The sequence below is a fragment of the Kosakonia sp. MUSA4 genome (genome assembly GCF_013085925.1).
Taxonomy (GTDB): domain Bacteria; phylum Pseudomonadota; class Gammaproteobacteria; order Enterobacterales; family Enterobacteriaceae; genus Kosakonia; species Kosakonia sacchari_B.
Window position 1 is genome coordinate 1347804 of sequence record NZ_CP025697.1, and the last position, 17205, is coordinate 1365008.

Annotated in this window: 16 protein-coding genes; 12 read left to right on the forward strand and 4 right to left on the reverse strand. The window is 55.6% G+C overall.

Going from position 1 to position 17205, the window contains the following annotated elements:
* Nucleotides 1–331: 331 nt before the first annotated feature.
* A complete protein-coding gene (mtnK, locus tag C0557_RS06385) occupies nucleotides 332–1531 on the reverse strand; it encodes an S-methyl-5-thioribose kinase (protein WP_208657893.1) in 1200 nt (399 codons plus the stop codon).
* 102 nt (nucleotides 1532–1633) lie between these two features.
* Between mtnK and mtnA the strand changes: the two genes are divergently transcribed.
* The 4 genes from mtnA (at nucleotide 1634) to C0557_RS06405 (ending at nucleotide 6089) form a co-directional block, all read left to right on the forward strand.
* Nucleotides 1634–2656: an S-methyl-5-thioribose-1-phosphate isomerase gene (mtnA, locus tag C0557_RS06390; protein WP_208657894.1), complete on the forward strand. Its 1023-nt coding sequence runs from the start codon at nucleotides 1634–1636 to the stop codon at nucleotides 2654–2656.
* Between the two features lie 456 nt (nucleotides 2657–3112).
* Nucleotides 3113–4231 carry an ABC transporter substrate-binding protein gene (locus C0557_RS06395; RefSeq protein ID WP_208657895.1) on the forward strand — a complete coding sequence of 373 codons (1119 nt, stop codon included), beginning with the start codon at nucleotides 3113–3115 and terminating at the stop codon, nucleotides 4229–4231.
* A 44-nt stretch (nucleotides 4232–4275) separates the two neighbouring features.
* The gene (locus C0557_RS06400) at nucleotides 4276–5304 is read left to right on the forward strand and encodes an iron ABC transporter permease (protein ID WP_208662819.1); all 1029 of its coding nucleotides are present in this window, start codon (nucleotides 4276–4278) and stop codon (nucleotides 5302–5304) included.
* Complete coding sequence (locus C0557_RS06405) at nucleotides 5301–6089, forward strand: ABC transporter ATP-binding protein (protein ID WP_208657896.1); 789 nt, start codon at nucleotides 5301–5303, stop codon at nucleotides 6087–6089. The genes C0557_RS06400 and C0557_RS06405 overlap by 4 nt, the downstream gene beginning before the upstream one ends.
* 3 nt (nucleotides 6090–6092) lie before the next feature.
* Here the strand turns inward: C0557_RS06405 and C0557_RS06410 are convergent, their stop codons facing one another.
* Nucleotides 6093–7016 (reverse strand): LysR family transcriptional regulator, encoded by a 924-nt coding sequence (locus C0557_RS06410; protein WP_208657897.1) that lies wholly within the window; start codon nucleotides 7014–7016, stop codon nucleotides 6093–6095.
* Between the two features lie 309 nt (nucleotides 7017–7325).
* On the opposite strand from C0557_RS06410, the gene C0557_RS06415 reads away from it, so the two are divergent.
* From C0557_RS06415 to C0557_RS06435, 5 genes are all read left to right on the forward strand, one after another.
* A complete protein-coding gene (locus C0557_RS06415) occupies nucleotides 7326–8615 on the forward strand; it encodes a PAAR domain-containing protein (protein WP_253073790.1) in 1290 nt (429 codons plus the stop codon).
* The gene (locus tag C0557_RS06420; protein ID WP_208657898.1) at nucleotides 8608–9000 is read left to right on the forward strand and encodes a DUF943 family protein; all 393 of its coding nucleotides are present in this window, start codon (nucleotides 8608–8610) and stop codon (nucleotides 8998–9000) included. The genes C0557_RS06415 and C0557_RS06420 overlap by 8 nt, the downstream gene beginning before the upstream one ends.
* A gap of 86 nt (nucleotides 9001–9086) precedes the next feature.
* Nucleotides 9087–9479 carry a DUF943 family protein gene (locus C0557_RS06425; protein WP_208657899.1) on the forward strand — a complete coding sequence of 131 codons (393 nt, stop codon included), beginning with the start codon at nucleotides 9087–9089 and terminating at the stop codon, nucleotides 9477–9479.
* Nucleotides 9480–9820: 341 nt separating this feature from the next.
* The gene (locus C0557_RS06430; protein WP_208657900.1) at nucleotides 9821–11245 is read left to right on the forward strand and encodes a M20 family metallopeptidase; all 1425 of its coding nucleotides are present in this window, start codon (nucleotides 9821–9823) and stop codon (nucleotides 11243–11245) included.
* Complete coding sequence (locus tag C0557_RS06435; RefSeq protein WP_208657901.1) at nucleotides 11242–12516, forward strand: MFS transporter; 1275 nt, start codon at nucleotides 11242–11244, stop codon at nucleotides 12514–12516. Before C0557_RS06430 ends, C0557_RS06435 begins: the two co-directional genes overlap by 4 nt.
* A gap of 1 nt (nucleotide 12517) precedes the next feature.
* Here C0557_RS06435 and C0557_RS06440 read toward each other — a convergent pair whose 3' ends face one another.
* On the reverse strand, nucleotides 12518–12991 hold the full coding sequence (locus tag C0557_RS06440; RefSeq protein WP_208657902.1) for a tetratricopeptide repeat protein: 474 nt from the start codon (nucleotides 12989–12991) through the stop codon (nucleotides 12518–12520).
* A 357-nt stretch (nucleotides 12992–13348) separates the two neighbouring features.
* Between C0557_RS06440 and C0557_RS06445 the strand changes: the two genes are divergently transcribed.
* Nucleotides 13349–14626 (forward strand): oligosaccharide flippase family protein, encoded by a 1278-nt coding sequence (locus tag C0557_RS06445; RefSeq protein WP_208657903.1) that lies wholly within the window; start codon nucleotides 13349–13351, stop codon nucleotides 14624–14626.
* 38 nt (nucleotides 14627–14664) lie between these two features.
* Here the strand turns inward: C0557_RS06445 and C0557_RS06450 are convergent, their stop codons facing one another.
* Entirely contained in the window at nucleotides 14665–15462 is a 798-nt protein-coding gene (locus tag C0557_RS06450; protein ID WP_074776853.1) for an IclR family transcriptional regulator, read from the reverse strand.
* 245 nt (nucleotides 15463–15707) lie between these two features.
* Between C0557_RS06450 and yiaK the strand changes: the two genes are divergently transcribed.
* Nucleotides 15708–16706 carry a 3-dehydro-L-gulonate 2-dehydrogenase gene (yiaK, locus tag C0557_RS06455; RefSeq protein ID WP_043954346.1) on the forward strand — a complete coding sequence of 333 codons (999 nt, stop codon included), beginning with the start codon at nucleotides 15708–15710 and terminating at the stop codon, nucleotides 16704–16706.
* Between the two features lie 9 nt (nucleotides 16707–16715).
* Complete coding sequence (locus C0557_RS06460) at nucleotides 16716–17183, forward strand: YhcH/YjgK/YiaL family protein (RefSeq protein WP_208657904.1); 468 nt, start codon at nucleotides 16716–16718, stop codon at nucleotides 17181–17183.
* The last annotated feature ends 22 nt before the right edge of the window (nucleotides 17184–17205 follow it).

Below are 17205 nucleotides of genomic sequence, written 5' to 3' on the forward strand. Positions count from 1 at the left end.
AGGGGGCGCCGCCGCGCTCCCCCTTTTCAATCCCCCGCGGCCCCGCGGGGAAATCGGTGCTGCGCACTGCGCTCACCTCCCGCACATCTGCCTGCGGTCGGCTCGACTCGACGTCGTGTCTCGACTCGCCTCTGGCCGCCATCCATGGCGTCCAGACCTTGTCATCTGTGCTTCGGTTCGCCGATTTCGAGCGGGGACACAACCCCATTGCTGTAAGGGCAGTGCCTGGAAATAGCGAATGTGTTGCTGTAGCGCGGGGACTGAGTAGGCCGGGTAAGGCGTAGCCGCCACCCGGCATTTAATATTGGAGCACAATGTTTGCCGGATGGTGTTACGAATACTGGCGCACCCGCGCAATTAGCTCTTCCGCGCTGTCGATGCGTTCGGCAATCACGATCAGCGCTTTGCCGAGCGAAATGGCGTGACGCAGGCATTCATGGCGCATCTCTTCATCTTTAATGGTGTCGATATCCGCCACGTGCGACAGCCCGACGCTGCGGCGAATCAGTTCGGTGCCGCAAAAACCAATTGCATCGGCCCACACTTTTTTCAGGAAAGCTGAAGCATAACCGGGCTGCGCCAGCGCCACGTCGCGGGTTTTTTCCGTTGCCAGCGCCTGGAAGCGCTCAGCAAAGGTGGTCCACAGCGTCTGAATATCGGCGAGGCGCTGTTCGCGCGCGGCGGCGGCATCGCGAATGCCCAGATGCCCCGGCAGACCGCAATAGTTGAGCAGCAGGTTGCCAATGGCGGTACCGACGTCAAAACCGATCGGCCCGAAATAACCAAACTCAGCATCGATAGCTTTCAGGCTGCCCTCGGCCACAAAAATCGAGCCGCTGTGAATATCGCCGTGCAGCAGGGCTTCGGCGTGAGAGAAGAAACGGTGCTTCAGCGCCGCGACGGCCAGTTTGAACTGCGCGTCATCGCGCAGGGCGGCAACATCCGCTTCCAGCTCCGCCGGATAGTTGTTGCGCTCGTGGATCTGATACGGATCGTTGAAGAACAAATCTTCGGTGATTTCGCACATTTCCGGGTTAATAAACTGCGCCACCTGCGCTTTTTTCTGATGCGGATGCAGGTAGAAATCGCTGGTGTGGAACAGGGTTTGCGCCAGGTAGTTGCCGAGTTGCGCGGCTGCCTGCGGGTAATAGACATTGGCGATCAGTTCGCCGCGCCAGATCTTATGGTCGGAGAGATCTTCCATCACCATCACCGCCAGTTCCGGGTCGAAGTGGTGGATTTTCACCGTGTGCTGCGGGCTGTGCTGGTAGTGTTCCACCAGCGTTTGCGCTTCCAGCCTGGCTCTGTCCAGCGTTAATGGCCAGGATTCGCCAACGCAGCGCACGTAAGGCAGCGCCTGTTTCACGATGATGCGGCTGACGCCCTGCGCGTCGAAAATTTTAAACACCAGATTGAGGTTACCGTCGCCCACCTCCTGCGCGTCCACCAGTTCGGACGGGTTGTCCAGACCGCCAAATTGTTGTGCATACGCCACGGCATCACGGGCGGAGAAGGTACGGTATTGCGACATTGCCTCGATCCTCTTTTTGCTGATTAAGCCATTTAGACGTCTATACATCTGAATATCATCCTGACACAATACGACACAATAACGCAACAGGGATTTAACGATATGCACGCATTACAGACCACCAGCCTGCGAGTCGCCGACAATCACTTATTTATTCTCGATCAACAGGCGCTTCCGCAGGAGAAACGCTGGCTGTCGGCGAATACGGTAGCGGAACTTGTCGGCCATATTCACGCTTTGCGCGTGCGCGGCGCGCCGCTGATTGGCCTCTCCGCCAGCCTGTTGCTGGCACTGCTGGCTGAACAGGGCGCAAACCGCGACCAGTTAGCACAGGCGCTGGAAACGCTGCGCGCGGCGCGCCCGACGGCGGTCAATCTGATGAACAACCTTGATCGCATGAAGCAGGCGCTGGCGCAGCAGGCGTTCGTTCCGGCGATGACGGCGGAAGCGCTGCGGCTTATTGATGAAGACAAACAACTGTGCGACAGCATCGCGCAGGCGGGCAGCGCGCTGGTCACTGCTGGCAGCCGCCTGCTGACGCACTGCAATACTGGCGGGCTGGCGACAGCGGGTGTCGGCACGGCGCTTGGCGTTATTGCGCTGGCGCATCAACAGGGCAACGTGGCGAATGTCTGGGTGGATGAAACGCGTCCGCTGCTGCAGGGCGGTCGTTTGACGGCCTGGGAGCTGGGTGAACTGGGCGTGCCTTACCGGTTAATTACCGATTCGATGGCCGCCAGCCTGATGGCGAAAGGGCAGGTGGATGCGGTGTGGGTCGGCGCTGATCGTATTGCTGCCAACGGCGATGTGGCGAACAAAATCGGCACTTATTCGCTGGCGGTACTGGCGAAGTTCCACAACGTTCCGTTCTATGTTGCCGCGCCGCAGACCACGCTCGATCCGTTGTGTCCGAATGGCGATGCGATTCCGATTGAGCAGCGCGCGGCTGCGGAAGTGACTGGCGTGGCGGGCAGTTTTGGCGCGGTGCAATGGGCGCCGGAGAGTGCGCAGGTCTACAACCCGGCGTTTGATGTGACCCCCGCGGCGCTTATCAGCGGCTGGGTGCTCGACAGCGGCGTGGTGACGCCAGCGGATGTGGCGAACGGCGTATTCCAGCCGAAATAATCACTCCGGCACAATGCCCGGTGGCGCTTCGCTTACCGGGCCTACAATCCAGGCGCGTTTCAGCCGAAATAATCACTCCGGCACAATGCCCGGTGGCGCTTCGCTTACCGGGCCTACAATCCAGGCGCGTTTCAGCCGAAATAACTACTCCGGCACAATGCCCGGTGGCGCTTCGCTTACCGGGCCTACAATTCAGGCGCGTTTCAGCCGAAATAACTTACTGTCGGAGCGATCGTAGGCCGGATAAGCGTTAGCGCCATCCGGCACATTGCCCGGCAACGCGATCATTTTCCAGATAATCCGTAATAAATGATGTCAGCCAGAGAGAAAACGGATCAGGATGTTAAAGCGGGGTTGCGCGACAGCGCATTATTGATGTTGTATATGATTCGTTTAGTTTAACATGATAATAATTATCAGAATCATTACAATCAAACTCTCAACAAGGTTGTTTTTATGCAAGGAAAATCCTTCAGCAAGCTCGTTCTCGCCGCTTTTCTCGCCGTTCCGCTGCTGGCACACGCGACACAATATCCCCTGACGGTGACCGATTTTTCCGGCCAAAAAGTGACCATCGCGCACGAACCGCAGCGCGTGATTTTGCAGGACGGCCGCGACATTATGGCGATGGCGCTGCTCGATCGTGACGATCCGTTTAAACGCCTGGTGGCATGGAACAACCTCGCGAAAAAACAAGATGTTGCCACCTGGGAGATGTTGAAAACCCAGTGGCCGGAAGCGACCGGCATTATGGATATGGGCTTTAGCGACAAAGGTAATGTCGATCTGGAAAGCGTGCTGGCCAAACAGCCGGATCTGATGGTCGCCCAGCTACGGGCCAAACCGGCGCTCGCCGATAGCGGCGTGCTCAGCAAGCTGGCGGCGCTGCATATTCCGGTGCTGTTTATCGATTATGAAGTCAATCCGGCGAAAGATACTGCTTCCAGCGTCGATCTGTTGGGAAAAGTGCTGAACCGCGAGAGCAATGCGGCGGCGTATACCACTTACTATCGCCAGCAGTTAACTGCCATCGAACAGAAAACCGCGACCATCAAACCGCAGGCGAAAGTGTTTGTTGAAGCGCTGGCCGGTAATACCGATGCCTGTTGCTTTACCCACGGCCATAGCGGCTGGGGCGGGCTGGTGGAAGCTGTCGGCGCGAAAAATATCGGTTCTGAATTGCTGCCGGGCGCCAGCGGTTTTATCGCGCTGGAGAAGGTGATCAGCGAAAACCCGGATGTTTACATCATGACCGGCTCGAAACGCGGTAACAGCCAGGTGCTGCCGCTGGGGCTGAAAACCTCGCCGCAGGAGGTGAATGCCCAGGCGCAGGTGTTGTTGCAGCGTACCGGCGTCGGCCAGATCCCGGCGGTGGCGGCGAAACACGTTTATGGCGTTTATCACCACTTCTACAACCATCCGTACAACATTGTGGGGATGGAGTATCTGGCGAAAGATATCTATCCGCAGGCTTTCGCGGATCTCAACCCGGATGCGACGTATCACCACATCATCAAAAACTTCACCAAACTGCCGGACGACAATTTCGTCTTTAGCTGGCAGCAGAGTAATTAACCGTGAGTACGACCATTGAACCGGGAACGTCGCAGACCGACGGCCTGATGCTTCACTACCGCGCGATTTTGCGCCGCCGCGTCAGCCTGCTGGTGGTGCTGGCGGTATTGATTGTGGCGTCGATGCTGCTCGATTTTACCCTTGGCCCGTCGGGCCTGCCGCTGGATACGCTGTGGCAGACGCTGGTTGATCCGGCAAGCGTCGATGCCGGGACGCGGGTGATTGTCTGGGATATTCGCATGCCGTACGCGCTGATGGCGATTATCGTCGGCCTGACGCTCGGCCTTGCCGGTGCGGAGATGCAGACCATCCTCAATAATCCGCTTGCCAGCCCGTTTACGCTTGGCGTTTCGTCGGCGGCGGCGTTCGGCGCGGCGCTGGCGATCGTGCTCGGCATTGGTATTCCGGGCATTCCGGCGCAATGGTTTATCTCGGCAAACGCCTTTATTTTCGCGCTGCTGGCGGCGCTGTTGCTGGATGGTATCACCCGCTGGACGCAGGTGGCGACCTCCGGCGTGGTGCTGTTCGGCATTGCGCTGGTGTTCACCTTTAACGCGCTGGTATCGATGCTGCAATTTATCGCTAACGAAGATACTTTGCAGGGGCTGGTGTTCTGGACGATGGGCAGCATTGCCCGTGCATCGTGGGATAAACTCGGCATTCTGCTGCTGGCGCTGGCGGTGATTATGCCGCTGTCGATGCTCAGCTCGTGGAAACTCACGTCGCTGCGCCTTGGCGAAGACCGGGCCATCAGCTTCGGGATTAACGTGCGCCGTCTGCGGCTGGCGACGCTGCTGCGCATCAGTATTCTGTCGGCGTTGTCGGTGGCGTTTGTCGGGCCGATTGGCTTTATCGGTCTGGTGGCGCCGCATATTGCACGTATGCTGTTTGGCGAGGATCACCGCTTTTATCTGCCGGCCAGTGCGCTGCTCGGCGCGCTGGTGCTGTCGCTGGCGTCCATCGTTTCGAAAAACCTGATCTCCGGTGTCATTATCCCGGTCGGTATTGTCACCTCGCTGGTGGGCGTACCGTTCTTTATCACCATCATCGTGCGTCACCGGGGGAGTGTATGAGCCACAGCGGTTTGAGCCTGCGCGGGTTTGGCGCGGGCTATCACAAACGGCAGATTATTCATGATCTTAATATAGCTGAGCTGCCGCGCGGCAAAGTCACCATTTTGCTGGGGCCGAACGGCAGCGGGAAATCGACGCTGCTGCGGGCAATGGCCGGGTTGAATAAAGCCGAAGGCGAGTTGCTGCTGGATGATGTCGATCTGCTGAGCCAGCCGTTTGCCAAACGGGCGGAGCAGGTGGTCTACCTGCCGCAGTCGTTACCGGCGGGCGTGCATCTGCATGTGCTGGAGTCGATCATCGTCGCCCAACGCGCCTCTGGCGGCCTGCACAGCGCGGCAAAGCAGGCGGAAGTGATGACGCTGCTGCGCCAGCTCGGCATCGAACATCTGGCGCTGCATTTTCTCGATCAGCTCTCCGGCGGGCAGAAACAGCTGGTGGGGCTGGCGCAGTCGCTGATCCGCCAGCCTTCGCTGCTGCTACTGGATGAGCCGCTGAGCGCGCTGGATCTCAACTATCAATTCCATGTTATGGATCTGGTGAAGCGCGAAACGCAGCAACGCAACATTGTCACGGTGGTGGTGGTGCACGATATCAATATCGCCCTGCGCCACGGCGACCATGTATTGATTCTCAAGCAGGGCAAGCTGTTAGCCAACGGTAAACCCGATGAGGTGATCACCCCACAAAGTCTGGCGCAGGTCTACGGCGTGCGCGGGCGTGTGGAACCCTGTTCGCAGGGGATGAAACAGGTGATTATCGACGGGCTGACCGACGCGGCGTACTGACCGTTACGCCAGTTGCGCCATCCAGTTGCTGTGCTCCTCACCGAGCATCTGCGTGGCCATTTGCAGAAACGTTTCTACCGCTGCCGGGCGGTGTCGGCTGCCCGGTACCTGAATCTGTAACGTGCGCTGGCTGAGCGAGGTGTTGTTAATGGCTTTCAGCGTCATCGCATCCAGCCGGGCGCGCCACAGCACGCTGAAATGGCTGCATACGGTAATTGCCTGCGCGGTATGGCGGGTAAACTCGTACAGCGCCGAGAAGTTATTGCTGCTGAACGCCGGTTCCAGAAAGGTGCCCGCCATCCGGCAGGAGAGATCGAACAACTGGCGAATCGTCGTTCCCGCTTCCGGCAGCACCAGCGGGTAGTGATGCAGCGCGTCAAGGGTGACGCTCGCCTGTAGCGTTAGCGGATGTCCGGCATCAAGCAACAGCAAGACTGGTGCGGGCCATGCGGCAATGATCTCCACTTCGCGCTCCGGCGCAAGGCTGAACTGAAACGCGACATCGCACTCGTTATGGCGGATCCACTGCGCCACCTGCAACGCTGTGCCAACCTGCAAATCAAAATTGACGCCGGGATGCTGCTGGCGAAAACGCGCCAGTAAGCCGGGCAGCAGATCAAACGCCATGCCGTCGGTGCAGGCAATGCGCACCAGCGCTTTGCGTACCGCTTTTAGCCCCTGAATTTCCGCCAGCGCAAACTCCATATCGCGCATGCTTTTACGCACATGATTAGCCAGAATTTGCCCGGCATCGGTCAGCACCATCCCGCGCGCATGGCGCTCAAACAGCGTGACGCCAAGCCGCGCTTCCAGCTTCTGGATCTGTCGGCTGATCGCCGAACCCGCGACAAACAGTTGCTCGCTGGCGGTACTCAGCGAGCCGGAGGTCGCCACCGCGAAAAAGTAGCGCAGCTCATTGGTCAGCATGGTGATAAGGCTCCATTTGGGAAAGGAAGAATAGTGTACGTTAAAGTTGTTTTTTGTACTGGCATCAACGGGTCGTACAGGGCAAAACGGCTAACAGGCCTGAATTAGCGGCAGACTGTTAAACAGTGGATGTGACAGGATACCGTCCCGCCCGGATTTGTCGCATCCTGGTTCTTTACCGGCAATCAAAAAACAGAGTTTTGTTTGAATCCACCGCACAGTTTGGCGACAAACTCTCCCCGGCTGTTTTTCATCTGTCTGATAGGGAAGTATTATTGCTGGTAATAACCTTACGGAAGAGGTGGTTTTATGTGGCGGGATGAGATTGACGGTATCGGGCAGGGGCATCACGGGGACAAGACAACAACCGGGGCAACCTGCTACAGCAGTTTGCAGGAATCGTACTGGATCGGTTCACCGGCTCCGCTACGGAAAGGTGACAGAACGGGGATTTGCCCGGCCTGTGGTAAAACCGGCTCCATCGGTGAAGGCACGATGAGGCGCCAGTTTGGTATGGTTCCGGTCGCGCTTGATGGCGCGGTTATCAACTGCGGTTGTCCGCGCGGCACTAACCGGCTGATTGCCCGTGCCGGAACGTGGTTCGGCCCGGGTGAACCACCTCATGCTTACGAACCGATGCATGTGGTGCTAGCCCGCATGAACAGTGAGACAACCGCAGAACCAGAGCAGCACGCGCAGGCTGCGAAAAAAGAGGATAAACCTGCGCCGCTGCCCCTTCCTGCGCTGATTTACCAGACCGCACGCAAGATGGATGACCATCAGGCCAGAGACATGCGCCATGGCGATCTGGACATACTGACGCTAAGGAATACCTTCCGGCTTGATGTCGATGAAGTTTCCATGAAGGTGAACCCACGAACCCTTACGCTGAAAGATCCGGCGGACCTTTTTGCTTTCTATTCTCCCTACGTTCATCCCGATTTTCAGCCAAAACCGATGCCCCGGGTCAGCCGGGAAAAGGCGGCGGCGCTGATGTTTGATGAGTTCCGGCAACTGGCGCAGATGTTCTCTTTTCACGGCCCCTACAAAAACATCATCACGGAAATGATTACGCATATGCAGGGCAACAGCGGCAGGCCATACAGCAGCCCGCTGCTGGACCGGGCGCTGAAAGAGCAGATTCTGGGTGACCATTCGGAACAAAGTTCTTTGCTGAGTATTAAAAAGGCTTTGAATAGGGCTGTTAGCTATGAATATGGATTTATTCCGCTGGATAACACAGGCGATTTATATGATGAAAAAGGGAATTTTAAGACACTGGGTTCCTCAGTTCTGCCTCAATTTGACCGCCTGATCGACCGGACTAACGGACTGGTGATTTCCGTTCATGATAGCTGGTCAACACGTATCACGCTGGCGTCGCTGGACGTTGAGAGAGATGTTTATCGGGCGAAGGTGCATTACCGGATTCAGGATCACTTTGGTCTTGATGATGCGGATGTACTGAATCCCCTGTACCGCGAGTTCCGTATCTTCCGGCTGTGGTTCGCGCTTCAGCGCTGGGATGAATACGGCTACCGGCCGTTTATCACCGAGATGAATGCGACTGTGGAAATCACCGGGAGGCGCGATGAATAAGCGACGGATGGCGAAGGTTATTGCGGCTGCGGCCTGCGGTTATCTGCTCTGGCAGTATCTGACTCCGGTTGAGATTGTGGCAGTGCATAAGAACGATATTATCCTCGTCAGGCATTTTCCGTACCTGAAAAGCCGCCAGATAGCCTGGTGGGAAGCCAATAAGGAGATGATAAAGGCGAAGTACAACATTCCTCGCAAGTCTAAAGATGGTTCCTGGCAGGTATTTATTATGGATTTTGGCGACGGCTATCGTATCGACAGAGGGACAGATGAAGATTCGGATCTGCTTTGCTTCGATGATATGCCCGTAGCAGCAAGATGCATTGAAAAAAACAGGCTCCGCTGGATCGGCTGGAGCCCAAATACAGGGCAGGTTTATTGGTAGTTATCAGGGGGCAAAATTTGAACGCCTACCCGATCGGACGAACATCACCGGGATGAATACCACCGTGGAAATCACCGGGGGGCGCGATGAATAAGCGACGGATGGCGAAGGTTATTGCGGCTGCAGCCTGTGGCTATTTGCTCTGGCAGTATCTGACTCCGGTTGAGATTGTGGCCGTTCACGACGGAGATACGATACTTGTCAGGCATTTCCCGTACCTGAAAAGTCGCCAGATAGCCTGGTGGGAAGCCAATAAGGCGATGATAAAAGCAAAGTACGGGATTCCTCACAAGTCTAAAGACGGTTATTACAGCGTGCATATTATGGATTTTGGCGACGGCTATCGTATCGACAGAGGGACAGATGAAGATTCGGATCTGCTTTGCTTCGATGATATGCCCGTAGCAGCACGATGTATTGAAAAAAAGCCGCTCCGCTGGATTGCCTGGAGCCAAAATACAGGGCAGGTTTATTGGTAGCTATCTGGCGGCAAAATTTGACCCTCTGCCCGACCGGACTGGTGATTTTCGTTCATGATAGCTGGTCAACACGTATCACGTTGGCGTCGCTGGAAGTTGAGGGTGACGTTTATCGGGCTTAGGTGCATTCCTGAGTTCAGGACCATTATTCTCCTGTCAGGCATTTCTCATACTTAAACCCCCTTCCTCTATTGCCCTGGAATTGTGCAGTCTACCCTTATCAAAAAAGCAACGCCAAATTGCAATTATTATTATTGTGGCAACGCTCTGTTCTGGTTTAGAACAAAAAGACAACAACAGACATTTGCGCCACCGGCAGCAAATCAGACAGGGCAAACAACATGACAACACAACAAATTATTGCGCAGGCGCTGGCATGGTTTGATAGCGGCCATTTCAAAGAGACGCTTGCCGCACGCGTGGCGATCCCCAGCGAGAGCCAGCGCACCGATCGTGACGACGCATTACGCCGTTATTACGACGAGGCGTTTATTCCGGCGTTTCACGAAATGGGCTTTCAAACCGAGATCATCGCGAATCCGGTGAACGCCGCGCGGCCTTTTTTGCTCGCCAGCTATCAGGAAGATCCCGCCTTGCCGACGGTGATGTGCTACGGCCACGGCGATGTGGTGTTTGGCGATGATGCACGCTGGGCCGAAGGGCTTTCGCCGTGGACGTTGACCGAGCGCGACGGCAACTGGTACGGGCGTGGTACGGCGGATAACAAAGGCCAGCACTCGGTGAACCTGGCGGCGCTGGCGCAGGTTTATCATGCGCGTAACGGGCGTTTGGGTTTTAACTGCGTCTGGCTGTGCGAGATGGGTGAAGAGATGAGCTCGCCGGGGCTGGCAGAGGTGTGCAAGCAGTTAAAAACGCGCCTTAACGCCGACCTGTTTATCGCTTCGGATGGCCCGCGCCTGAGCGCCGATCGCCCGACGCTGTTTCTTGGCTCGCGCGGTTGCGCCAATTTCCGCCTGACCATTCATGCCCGTGCCAAAGATTACCACTCCGGTAACTGGGGCGGCTTGCTGAGCAACCCCGGTACGCAACTGGCGAACGCCATCGCCAGCCTGGTGGACGGCAAAGGCGAAATCCAGATTGCCGCGCTGAAACCACCCGCGCTGACGCCGGAACTGAAAGCGATCCTCGCGGATATTACGCCCGCGCGCGGTAAAAACGATCCGGCCACCGATGCAAACTGGGGCGAGCCGGGCTTAACTGCTGCCGAAAAACTGTTTGGCTGGAACACGCTGGAAGTGTTGTCGTTTCTCACCGGCAACCCGGCGCAGCCGATGAACGCTATTCCCGGCCAGGCGACGGCGGTATGCCAGCTACGTTTTGTGGTCGGCACTGACTGGCAACAACTGGAACACGCGCTGCGCGCGCATCTCGATGCGCACGGTTTTTCGATGGTCACCCTCAGTGAAGTGCGTGGCACGCCAGCCACCCGCTTTGACCCGACCGATCCGCTGGTGCATTGGGTGCTGGAGGCGATGGCAGAAACCTGCGACAACAAACCGGCGCTGCTGCCAAACCTCGGCGGCTCCTTGCCCAACGATGTGTTCGCCGGGATTTTAGGCCTGCCGACGCTGTGGGTGCCGCACTCTTATCCGGCCTGTGGTCAGCATGCGCCGGATGAGCATCTGCCGGTGGCGATTGCCCGCGAAGGGCTGGCGATCATGACGCGTTTATTCTGGGATTTGGGCGAACAGGGCGCAGCGCTGCTGGCGCGCCACCGCCTGCATCAGGCCGGAGGTGCGCAATGAGTACGCTGGCTCGTGAAATGGATCAGGGCGGTACTCGCCCGAGCCTCTATAAAACCCTTTTCGCCACCTGTATTGGCAACGCGCTGGAGTGGTTTGATATTGCGGTTTACGGCTTTTTTGCCAGCTATATCGCCCACGTCTTTTTCCCGAGCGCTAACCCGACGGTGTCGCTGCTGCTGGCCTTTGGCAGCTTTGGCGTCGCCTTTCTGATCCGCCCGCTGGGCGCGATTGTGCTGGGGGCGTATGCCGACAAACACGGGCGCAAGGCGTCGCTACTGCTGTCGATCAATTTGATGATGCTCGGTGGCGCGATGATCACCTTTATGCCCGGCTATGCCACGCTGGGCGTTGCCGCACCGCTGTTGATTCTGGTCGCTCGGTTGATTCAGGGCTTTTCGGCGGGTGGCGAGTTTGGCAGTTCGACGGCGTTTCTGGTGGAACACTTTCCCGAACGCAAAGCCTTTATCGCCAGTTGGCAGTTTGCCACGCAGGGCGCGAGCACGTTGCTGGCCTCCGCGTTTGGTCTGGGGCTGGCGCAGTGGCTGACAACGGAGCAGTTGCAGGAGTGGGGCTGGCGAATTCCGTTTGCCTTTGGCCTGCTGATTGGCCCGGTCGGGCTGTGGATCCGCCGCCATGTTCATGAACCGGCAGCCTACGCTCAGGCAGAAAAACCTGCCCATCCGGTGAAGTTGCTGCTCGGCGCGCAGAAGCAGTTGGTGCTGCTGGCGATTGGCCTGATGGTGGTTTCGACGGCGATCAACTACATGCTCAACTACGTGCCGACGTGGGCGACGAAAAGCCTCGGTTTACCGCCATCTTCCGCGTATAGCGCCACGCTGCTGGCCGGGGTGATCCTGACGGTAGTCACGCCGATTGGCGGCCTGCTGGCTGAACGTGTTGGCCGCGTGAAGTTGCTGTGGGTGGCGCTGGTGCTGATGGCGTTCACGCTACTGCCCGCCTTCTGGTTGACCAGCCTGAACGTCACGCCGCTGTCGTTGGCCTTGTTGGTAGGCTGGATGGCGCTGCTGAAAGCGATTTACTTCTCGACCATTCCGTCGCTGATGGCCGATATCTTCCCGGTATCGACCCGCGCCAGCGGCATGTCGATCAGCTATAACGTGGCGGTGACGGTGTTTGGCGGCTTTGCACCGTTTATCTGTACGCTGCTGATCGGCGCTACCGGTAGCCACTTTGCGCCGGGGTTGTATCTGATGGTGACGGTATTCCTCAGCGTAATAGCGCTGTGGCAAGCGCAGAAACAGCACCGGTAGCTCAACCTTCAGGGCGTTGGGCGTATTCGCGCAGCGCCCTGGCGTAAGGCGCAGTGCGCGTATCGGGGTGCTGTGCAATACAGTTGAGCAGCACGCTGACCGCCTGTTGATGTTCGCCGAGATTGTGCAGGCACAAAGCATAAAATGGCTGCACTTCAGTAGATTGCGGCCAGCGGGTAAGGATCTCTTCAAACAGGGTTTTTGCCTGCGTGTACTCCCCCAGGCAGCGCAACGTTGAGGCCAGGCCAAAGCGGGCTTCAAATTCATCTTCGCCTGTCAGCCCCGCCTCCAGTGCGGCACGGTACCACTGTTCTGCTTCCTGCTCATTACCTTCGTTATCATACGACCAGGCGATATTCAGCAACGCCAGCGCGCGTAGCGCCGGTTCTTCGACAAGCGCTTTCAGCGCCTGGCGGCTTTGTTCGTACTCACCCTGTTTTCGCAGCGCAATCGCTGCCTGCAATCTGTTAGCCATTTATTGGTTACCGATTAAACTGAAATTACTTAGCAAACTCATCGTACTAAATATTTAAGGAAAATCCTATATTCTTAAAAGCGCTGGTGAAGCCACAAGGGATGTTTTAATATTGCTATTAATTTGTAGTTATAATGAAATTGCGCCGAGTTTAATTAGCGCCTGTTAATTATATTTTTTATTTGTTTTTCTTGGCTCACACAGCAAAGGTAATCATCATGGTCTGGATTGCATTGATTTTCATTGCAATCATAGCTGCGCTTGTCATTTTTGTTATAAAACAAAGAAATTCAATGGATGTCATAAAATTCATTGACTTACTTTATAAAGATAATGATGACACGCGGCGGTGATAAAATGAAGAGTAGATCGCTGATAAATTCATTCTGGCTGGTTATGGAGAAAATTATCTCCATGGTCGGTCTTTTTTTGGTCAGCGCTTTTGTCGCTAAATATATTGGCCCAGAGTTGGTGGGGAAAATAGCGTTAGCTGTAGCCAGTTTTCAAATTGTTATGGTGGTTGCGCAGTTTGGCAGTGAAAATATTATTATCAGACGATTGTCGAGAAATATCTATTCTGGCGTAGTGCTGGCCAGAATATCGCTGTTATTACGCTCGGGGATTTATATTATTATTGCGCTTCCCGTGCTCTGGTTCAGCCATAGTAAAGATATGATTGAATTTGTCTTCTTTTGCGCGGTGGCGGTGGCCAGCTTTTTTACCACCATTGATGTTGTTGCCACCTACAATGACACAACGCTGAATTCAAAAATCAATGCGGTTTTCAACGTGGTCGGGTTGATTGCGGCGCTGATTCTGCGCTTTTTTATTGCCGAACTGAAATTAAACCCCTTATTACTCACCATTCCGATTGTCGTGACAACGATATTGCCTTTTCTGCTGCGGTTGATCCATTTTGCCAGAAATGGCAATAAAAAAGCGCTGGCGGAGAAAACAAAGAAACCAGCAACTTACCTGAAGTATCTGGTTGTTACCGGCAGTTCGATGTTGATTGCTAATATTTCCGTGGCGATATATCCACGTATTAATCTGTTTTTTCTCTCCGGGTTAAGTGATGCCCACCAATTAGGCATTTACTCAGTGGCGGTCACGTTAGCGACCTCGTGGAGTTTTGTCGTGCTGGCGCTGGTGACGTCCTATTTTCCGGCTGTTTATAATGAAAAAAATGAGGGCGCGGCGGCGCTGAAAGCCACGGAACTGAATATTGCCATTGCGGCGATTTCGTTGTGCGTGATTGTCGGTTTTGCTGCCGTGGGGAAAATGTTTATTGGTATGTTGTATGGCCCGGCATTTGCCGATGCCTGGTTACCGGCGCTGATATTATGCGTTGGCACGATGCTTTCCACGATGGGCGCCATTTCGTCACGCTATATTTTAAAAACGTCGGGTTACCGTTATCTCTCCTGTAAGTCATTAATCGCGCTCATCTTGTGCGTGCCGCTGTCATTCTTTTTTATCACTTCAGAAGGGATTGTCGGTGCCGCCATCTCGGTGGTGGTGCTGGAATTTATCTCTCTGACGCTGCTGAACTACGGCTACAAAAAAGGCACCGTGCTGAAGATGCACCTGCTGATGTTTGGCGCGTTACCGGGCATGGTGCGAAGGATCTTCTGACAGCGGCCGGAAAGCCGTGGCTTTCCGGCGTCGTGCAATCAGGCGGTTTTTTCTTCGTAGCCCAGCTCCTGGGAAATCGCGCTGGCGGTATTTTTCAGCGCCGCAAGCAGACGTGCTTCACCTAACAACTCCAGCCGCGAGGTGGAGAGCGAAATGGAGACGGCGTACGGCACGCGGCCCTGAATGTCGAACACCGGCACCGCGAGGCAGGAGACGCCTAACTCATTCTCTTCCCTGTCTTTTGCCCACTGCTGCGCGCGAATTTCCTGCAACTCCTGCTGCATCACATCGAGCTTATCGATGGTGTAGCGGGTGAGCGGCTTGATCATCTCCCGGTGGTTTGTCCAGTACTCGACAACATACTCCGGACGGCCATAAGCCATGTAGATTTTGCCCATCGCCGAGCAGTACAGCTCCTGGTGCTGGCCGATATAGGCCCGCGTTCTCAGCATGCCGGTGGTCGGCTCAAGTTTATAAATCAGGATCGCGTGATCATCTTCGCGGGTGGAGAAGTTGATGGTTTCACCGATCTCCAGGTTCAGCGCTTCAAGATGCGGCGCGGCAACATGAATGATGTTTAATGACGACAACGCCTTTTGCCCGATGGCGATGCATTTGGTGGTTAAACGGTAACTACCTGCCGCCGGTGCGGGTTTGACATAGCCACAGGATTGCAGACCCTGCAACAGGCGGTGCACCGTACTTTTGTTCAACTGCGCCAGTTCAGAAAGATGCGCTAACGGGCATCCATTTGGGTAGTTACTCAGAATATCCAACAGTTGTAATCCCCGAAACAGACTTTGGCTGCCCGACGGTTTCTCTTTTTCTTCTTGCATTGATGCGCTCTCGCTTCCTGCCACTTACGGACCCGTTAAATTTGCCAGCTTCAATACTAACGCAAAATGGAACGGGCCACACAAAATCACACTGCGTTTGTAACTCATTGATAGTAATCAACTTAGAAATTTAAAGTGACGTGATGATCACACATTTGTATTTTACTATACGGAATGCTATTTCGTATTTTGAAATTCAGGGGTATAAAAAAAGCACAGATGTTCGATGCAATCAGGAGAAAAAAATGAAGGTAACCTTCGAAGAGCTGAAACACGCTTTCAAACGCGTGCTGCTTTCCCGCAAGGTGCGTGAAGAGACAGCCGATGCCTGCGCAGAGATGTTCGCCCGCACCACCGAGTCCGGCGTTTATTCCCACGGCGTTAACCGCTTCCCGCGTTTTATTCAGCAACTGGATGCCGGTGACATCATTCCGGAGGCGCAGGCTAAACGCATCGCCAATCTTGGCGCGATTGAACAGTGGGATGCGCAGCGCTCGATTGGCAATCTGACGGCGAAAAAGATGATGGATCGCGCTATCGAACTGGCATCGGATCACGGCATTGGCCTGGTAGCGGTGCGTAACGCCAACCACTGGATGCGCGGTGGCAGCTATGGCTGGCAGGCGGCGGAGAGAGGTTATATCGGTATCTGCTGGACCAACTCCATTGCCGTGATGCCGCCGTGGGGTGCTAAAGAGTGCCGTATCGGCACCAACCCGCTGATCGTCGCCATTCCCTCCACGCCGATCACCATGGTGGATATGTCGATGTCGATGTTCTCCTACGGCATGCTGGAAGTGAACCGGCTGGCCGGGCGCGAACTGCCGGTGGATGGCGGCTTTGATGATGACGGCAACCTGACGAAAGAGCCGGGCGTGATTGAGAAAAACCGCCGCATCCTGCCCATGGGTTACTGGAAAGGTTCTGGCCTGTCGATTGTGCTGGATATGATTGCCACGCTGCTTTCTGATGGCGCATCTGTCGCGGAAGTGACGGAGGATAACAGCGACGAATACGGTATTTCGCAGGTCTTTATCGCCATTGAAGTCGATAAGCTGATAGACGGCGCTTCGCGCGATGCCAAGCTGCAACGCATTATGGATTACATCACCACTGCGGAACGCGCCGATGAAAATGCGCCGGTTCGCCTGCCGGGCCACGAGTTTACCCGCCTGCTGGAAGAGAACCGCCGCAATGGCATCACCGTGGATGACAGCGTGTGGGCCAAAATCCAGGCGCTGTAAGGAGGAACGATGATCTTCGGCCATATTTCACAGCCCAATCCCTGCCGCCTACCGGCAGCGATTGAAACCGCGCTGGAATTTCTGCGCACCACCGATTTCCGCACCCTGCAACCAGGAGTAGTGGAAATTGACGGGCGCACGGTCTTCGCGCAGATCCTTGACCTGACCACCCAGCCCAGGGAGCAGCAGAAACCGGAAGTTCACCGCCGCTATCTGGATATTCAGTTTCTGGCGTGGGGCGAAGAAGAGATCGGTATTGCGATTGACCGCGGAAATAACGTTATTCAGGAAGAACTGCTGGCCCAGCGCGATATTATTTATTATCAGGGCAGTGAAAACGAATCCTTTTTTGAAATGGTCCCAGGCAGCTACGCGATATTTTTCCCGCAGGATGTTCATCGTCCGGCCTGTAATAAACATCGCGCAACGGCTATTCGTAAAATTGTTGTGAAGGTGGCGATTTCTGCATTGAATTAATTCGCCGCTGAGCAGGAGCGAA

Bases quoted from the DNA above. Each gene is read 5' to 3' on its own strand.
- C0557_RS06435 (WP_208657901.1), top strand. From the start codon at position 11,242: ATGAGTACGCTGGCTCGTGAAATGGATCAGGGCGGTACTCGCCCGAGC.
- C0557_RS06460 (WP_208657904.1), top strand. From the start codon at position 16,716: ATGATCTTCGGCCATATTTCACAGCCCAATCCCTGCCGCCTACCGGCA.
- C0557_RS06445 (WP_208657903.1), top strand. From the start codon at position 13,349: ATGAAGAGTAGATCGCTGATAAATTCATTCTGGCTGGTTATGGAGAAA.
- C0557_RS06420 (WP_208657898.1), top strand. From the start codon at position 8,608: ATGAATAAGCGACGGATGGCGAAGGTTATTGCGGCTGCGGCCTGCGGT.
- C0557_RS06410 (WP_208657897.1), bottom strand. From the start codon at position 7,016: ATGCTGACCAATGAGCTGCGCTACTTTTTCGCGGTGGCGACCTCCGGC.
- yiaK (WP_043954346.1), top strand. From the start codon at position 15,708: ATGAAGGTAACCTTCGAAGAGCTGAAACACGCTTTCAAACGCGTGCTG.
- C0557_RS06405 (WP_208657896.1), top strand. From the start codon at position 5,301: ATGAGCCACAGCGGTTTGAGCCTGCGCGGGTTTGGCGCGGGCTATCAC.
- C0557_RS06430 (WP_208657900.1), top strand. From the start codon at position 9,821: ATGACAACACAACAAATTATTGCGCAGGCGCTGGCATGGTTTGATAGC.
- mtnK (WP_208657893.1), bottom strand. From the start codon at position 1,531: ATGTCGCAATACCGTACCTTCTCCGCCCGTGATGCCGTGGCGTATGCA.
- C0557_RS06450 (WP_074776853.1), bottom strand. From the start codon at position 15,462: ATGCAAGAAGAAAAAGAGAAACCGTCGGGCAGCCAAAGTCTGTTTCGG.
- mtnA (WP_208657894.1), top strand. From the start codon at position 1,634: ATGCACGCATTACAGACCACCAGCCTGCGAGTCGCCGACAATCACTTA.
- C0557_RS06415 (WP_253073790.1), top strand. From the start codon at position 7,326: ATGTGGCGGGATGAGATTGACGGTATCGGGCAGGGGCATCACGGGGAC.
- C0557_RS06440 (WP_208657902.1), bottom strand. From the start codon at position 12,991: ATGGCTAACAGATTGCAGGCAGCGATTGCGCTGCGAAAACAGGGTGAG.
- C0557_RS06395 (WP_208657895.1), top strand. From the start codon at position 3,113: ATGCAAGGAAAATCCTTCAGCAAGCTCGTTCTCGCCGCTTTTCTCGCC.
- C0557_RS06425 (WP_208657899.1), top strand. From the start codon at position 9,087: ATGAATAAGCGACGGATGGCGAAGGTTATTGCGGCTGCAGCCTGTGGC.